Origin of the sequence: Streptomyces fuscigenes (assembly GCF_021556455.1) — a bacterium.
In the GTDB taxonomy this organism is placed as follows: domain Bacteria; phylum Actinomycetota; class Actinomycetes; order Streptomycetales; family Streptomycetaceae; genus Streptomyces; species Streptomyces fuscigenes.
The window spans coordinates 1-5,211 of record NZ_JAKGCV010000389.1 but is presented as its reverse complement, the minus strand read 5'-3'; the positions used below and the strand labels follow the sequence as shown (position 1 = coordinate 5,211).

At 76.2% G+C, this 5,211-nt stretch carries 4 protein-coding genes and 1 pseudogene; all 5 read right to left on the bottom strand.

The window, feature by feature from the left end; translation table 11 throughout:
* Positions 1-1,337, bottom strand: a 1,337-nt coding sequence (locus L1885_RS23075) for a sensor histidine kinase (protein WP_235799093.1), incomplete at its 3' end; no start/stop codon positions are given.
* A complete protein-coding gene (locus L1885_RS23070; RefSeq protein ID WP_235799095.1) occupies positions 1,334-2,068 on the bottom strand; it encodes an ABC transporter permease in 735 nt (244 codons plus the stop codon). The genes L1885_RS23075 and L1885_RS23070, both read right to left, overlap by 4 nt.
* Positions 2,069-2,346: 278 nt before the next feature.
* Positions 2,347-3,288: pseudogene (locus L1885_RS23065) on the bottom strand (ABC transporter ATP-binding protein); the annotation flags it as partial.
* A 358-nt stretch (positions 3,289-3,646) separates the two neighbouring features.
* Positions 3,647-3,814, bottom strand: a complete 168-nt coding sequence (locus tag L1885_RS23060) for a hypothetical protein (protein WP_235799092.1) — start codon at positions 3,812-3,814, stop codon at positions 3,647-3,649.
* Positions 3,815-3,958: 144 nt separating this feature from the next.
* The coding region (locus L1885_RS23055) for a hypothetical protein (protein WP_372482003.1) at positions 3,959-5,211 on the bottom strand (1,253 nt) is incomplete at its 5' end.

The following is a 5,211-nucleotide window of genomic DNA, read 5'->3' as shown; positions in this document are numbered from 1 at the left end:
CGCCGCCGCCACCGCCGGCCGGCGTGCGGGTTTCCGTCCGGCGCCGGCCCGCCCTCGGCCGGGGCATCGACGGGCGCCCGGGCGGCGGAGCCCGAGTCGGCGGGCAGGTCCGCCGTGACCCGGAAGCCCGGCGCCGCCTGCTCGCTCTCCAGCCGGCCGCCGACGGCGGCGAGCCGCTCACCGAGGCCCTTCAGGCCCGTTCCCGCGGAGGAGGCCACCAGGTCCGGATGGACGCCCACGCCGTCGTCCGTGACCGTCAGCCGCACCCGCTGGCCGGTGGCGGAGACGGCGATCTCGCAGTGCGTGGCGCCGCTGTGGCGCACCACGTTCGTGACGGCCTCCCGCACCACCCAGCCCAGCAGCGCCTCCGCCTGGGGCTCCAGGGGCGGGCCGGACTGCCGCACGACGACCCCGACCCCCGCCGCGGCGAGCGCCGAGCGCGCCCGGTCCAGGTCCCCGGCCAGGCTGCCCTCGCGGTAGCCCGTCACGGCCTCCCGCACCTCGGTCAGCGCCTGCCGGCCCACCGACTCGATGTCCGACACCTGGACCAGGGCGTCCTCCAGGCGTACCGGGGCCAGCCGGCGCGCGGCCTCCGCCTTGACGACGATCACCGACAGCGTGTGCCCCAGCAGGTCGTGCAGGTCGCGGGAGAAGCGCAGCCGCTCCTGTTCCACCGCCGATCGAGCCAACTCCTGCCGCGTGGCGCGCAGTTGCATCACGGTTTCGGACAGGGTGAGGATCGCGGCCGTCACCATCATCGAGATCGCGGCGCCGTAGGCGATCGGCACCGAGCCCCACCCGTCGTGGTACCCGGCGATCGCCGCCGTGGCGCAGCCGAGCAGGAACGCGCCGAGCGCGAGCGCCCGGCCGCGCAGCACCGACCCGCAGGCCAGTCCGAACAGCGGCAGGAACAGCAGCCACGAACCGCCGTAGTACAGCGCCAGCCCGAACGTCAGGAGCCCCATCACGACGAGCATCCACCGGACCTCGGGCCGGTTGCGCTTCTCGGGGACGAAGGACCGGAACACCACCGACACGTAGAGCCCGTTGAACAGCAGCAGGCCGATCCCGCCGATCCACGGGTCCGGGGTGTCGCCCCGGATCGTGTTGGAGAACGAGCCGAGCCCCAGCAGCAGCCACGGCAGCAGGGCGAACCCGCTGGGCGGGCCCGGCCTGCGCTCCTGGCCGCCGCCGCCGGCGGCCCCTTCCCCGCCCGGCGTGCCGTCGCCGTCCGGGCACCGTGCCCGGTTCCTGCCGAACCGCGGCAGGCGCGGGAACGGCGGGACGGGGAAGTCCCTGATGATCACCGGCTCGCGCCGCCTGCCGCCCGGTGTCATGCCGTCCTCGCCGACCTGCGGTAGGAGAGGACGGCGTACGCACCGCACACCGCCAGCCAGCCGAGCAGCACCACGACCGTGGCCGCGGCCGGGGCGGAGCCCGCCGCCGTGGACCAGCCGAGCGCCGCGAACCGGTTCGCCGGGGTGAACTCCGCGATCGAGCGCAGCCAGCCGGGGAAGAGGTCCACCGGGAACCACAGCCCGCCGATGACCGCGAGACCCACCAGGGCGCCGACGTTCAGCACACCGGTGGTCTGCGCGGACAGGCGGTATCCGTTGCCCATCCCGAACAGGGTGAACGGCAGGGCGCCGAGCCACATCAGGCCCACCAGCGCGGGCCACTGCCAGGCGTCCAGCCGCACCCCGTTGACCACCGCGCCGGCGGCCAGCACCAGCAGCAGCGACGGCAGCACCGTCACGGATCCGGCCACCGCCCGGCCCAGTACGACACGGCCCGGCCGCACCGGTGTGGTCCGCAACTGGCGCAGCCAGCCCATCTGCTTGTCCTCCGCGATGCCGGTGCCCGTGCCGACGGCGGCCCCCAGCGCCCCGTAGGCCGCCATGCCGATCATCGACTGGACCCGCCAGGCCGCCAGGTCGCCGGGCGGCTGCCCGCCCTGGCCGATGCGGGTGAACAGCAGGTACATCAGCACGGGCATGCCCGCCCCGAAGATCACGAAGCCGGGGTCGCGCAAGGTGCGCCGCACCTCCAGCCACACGTAACGTCTCATCGTCCCCGTCGCCCCCGTCATGCGATCTCCTCCACCCGTCCGGCGCGGCCCGTCGCGGTGCCCGCGCCCGTTCCCGCGCTGTCGTCCGCGGACGTGTCCGCGGCGCTGTCCGTGCCCGTCGCCGTGTCCGCGCTCGCGTGTCCCGGTGCGCTCACGCCGCGCGCACGGTGTGTTTCGGTGCTGGTGCTGGTGCTGGTGCTGGTGCTGGTGCTGGTGCTGGTGTTTCTGGTGGCTGTAGCTGTGGCTGTGGTGGCTCCGGTGGCCGCGCCCGGGTCGCGGGTCAGCGCCAGGAAGGCGTCCTCCAAGGTCGCGCCGGTCACCTCGATGCCGCGCACCATGCCGAGGCCCGCGAGCGCCACCACCGTCGCGTCCGCGTCCGTCGTACGCAGCCGGGCGCGGCCCGAGTCGAGTTCGAAGTCCACGACACCCGGGAGGCGTTCGAGGTCCCGCGGGGCGGGCCCGGCGAGTTCGACCGAGACGAGCCGGCCGCCCGCGGCCTCCTTCAACTCCCGGCCCGAGCCGTCCGCGACGATCCTGCCGCGGTGCAGCACCACGATGCGGTCCGCGAACGCGTCGGCCTCCTCCAGGTGGTGCGTGGAGAAGAGCACCGTGTTGCCGCGGGCCGCGTACGTCCGCATCGAGGCCCAGAACGCGCGGCGCGCCTCGACGTCCAGCGCCGACGTCGGCTCGTCCAGGACGATCAGCTCGGGACCGCCCGCGATCGCGAGGGCGAAGGACACCCGCTGCACCTGGCCGCCGGAGAGCTTGTCGACGCGCCGGCCCTCCAGCCCGGTGAGCCCCGCCAGCTCGATCGCCTCCGCCACCGGCAGCGGGTCCGGGTACGCGGCGGCCACGAACGACACCAGCTCGCCCACGGTCACCCGCCGCACCGCGCGGCCGTCCTGGAGCATCGCGCCCACCCGGCCCGCGGTGACCGCGGTCCCCGGTGCCGCCCCGAACAGGCGCACCGCGCCCTCGTCCGGCGTGTCCAGGCCGAGCAGCAGCCCGACCGCGGTCGACTTGCCCGCGCCGTTGCGGCCGAGCAGTGCCACGGTCTCGCCGCGGCGCACGGTCAGGTCGACCCCGTCGAGGGCGCGCACCGTACCGAAGGACTTGCCGACCCGCTCGAAGGACACGGCGGGTGCCTGCGCGGTCCGCGCCGCCGGGGACGCCCCGGCGGGAGCGGTGTCCGCGGGCGCTGTGCGTGGTGTCAGCCTCATGCCTCGAACGTACGGGCCGGGCGGCGAGGGCGGCAGATGCTTATGTCGGCGGTCGGCCGGTACAAATGTCACCGCTCCGGTCACGGCTCGGTCACGGCCCACCGGATCCGCCGCGGAGAGGGGGGATCGGCCCGTGTGGACCGCGGAGATGTGGAAGATCGCGGAGGCGCCCGGGGACGGGGAGACGCCGAAGGCCGTGGAGGCGCCCGAGGCCCGGGAGGCGCCCGAGGTCGCGGAGGCGCCCGGGGCCGGGGAGACGCCGGAGGGGCCGTACCGGGCGCTGTGCCGGTACGGCCCCTCGCTGCCGTCGTTCGCCGTTCCCGTGACCCGCGGGCAGGGCCCCGGCGCCGCCGGTTGCTCAGATCGCGGTGTCCCCGGGACGGCGGTGCCTGCCGTGCGCCTGCGCCGTCGACTCGTCGGCGGCTGCGGACACCCCCCGGTGCTTCGCGTGGTTCCCGGCTTCCCCCTGATCGGCGTCCGCGGTGTGCGGACGCTCCTCGATGGTGTCGTTTCGGGCTTCGGACATGGTGGGAAGTCACCCCGTCGTGGTCGCTGCTGGTCGGTCGTTCAGGGTTGCGCGTGACCCGCGGCCGCCGCGTGAAGGCGGCCCGGCCGGGGCACGGCCACCGACGGTGTCCGGTCGGCACGCCCGCGTAACCCGGGTCGAATTCTAGCCACGGGCCCCCTGTCCGCCGATCGACACCCGTCGCACGGTGTCCTGTTGCTGAAGTGGGGCCTGCTGCAGGGGGACCGGTCTGCTCCACGGCGAGGCCGGGCCGGCGGCCCCTGCTGGAGCGGGCGCGGCGGCCGTCCGGGCCGATGGGGCGGGAGCGGCGCCCGGGGCCGGTGTGACATCGGTCTCGCCGGCCCGGCCCGGCGTGTCCCCGCCGTGGTGTGCGGGCCCGGGCCCGTCGTCGGGCGCGCGCACCTCCGCCACCGCACACGGTGCGGCGGGCGCCGCGCAGGGCATCCTCAGGACCCCTTCCGGTGTCCAATACCCGGTGCCGACAAGCCAGTCGGGCGGGGCGGGCAGCAGGTGCAGCCGCCGCCCCGCCGGCCGCCACACGCCGACACACGTGCCGCCGGGGCCGTCCACCCGGAAGGCCACCGCGCAGTTCTCCGGTGTGAGCGCCTGGCCGGGTTGCACGGCGAACGGTGTCACCACCGCGCCGGCGGGCCGCAGGCACTCGGGGAAGCGGACCGGTCGCGCACTGCCCAGCACGCCCCAGCCGAGCCGGTCGTGGCCGGGCGCGTCGGAGCGGATGAGCAGCAGTCCGCTGTCCGGGTCGGCCAGCAGCAGCCGGTCGTCGCTGTCCTCGGTGATCTGCAGCAGCGGGGACACCGCGCCCCCGCTGCTGAGGTCGACGGCGATCGCCTTCACGGCGCCGCCCGCCTCCCGGTCGAGCGCGAGGAGCCGGCCGGTGCGGTCCAGCCAGGTGCCGCCGGAGCAGCGCCCCGGCACCCGGGCGATCGGCTCGGGCCCGTGGGCGCCGCCCGCCACGAGCCAGACGTCGGTGGTGCGCTCGCCGACCGCGAGGGCGTGGACGAGGCCCCCGCCGGGCGCCGGCGGCAGCAGCGTGAGGTGCGGGCGGTCGACGGTGCCGAGCCACACCTCGCCGGTGCCGGGTCCGGTGGGGTACAGCAGGGAGATGCCGTACCGGTCCGCCACGCGGCGGCAGACGAGCACGCGGCCGTCGGCCATCGGCTGCACCTGGGTGTCCGCCTCCTCGGGCTGGCCGAGGGGGAGCGGCACGGCGTACGGCTCCGGTCCCGAGAGGGTCCAGCGCTCGGCGAACCAGAACGGCTCGGCAGGCCCCGGCCCCTCCGGGCCGGGCGGGTACGCGGGCGCCAGCCGTGCCCCGTAGGCGCCGTCCGCGGCGACGACGAGCGCCGCGGGCAGGGCGGGCGACGGCGGCGCGCCCC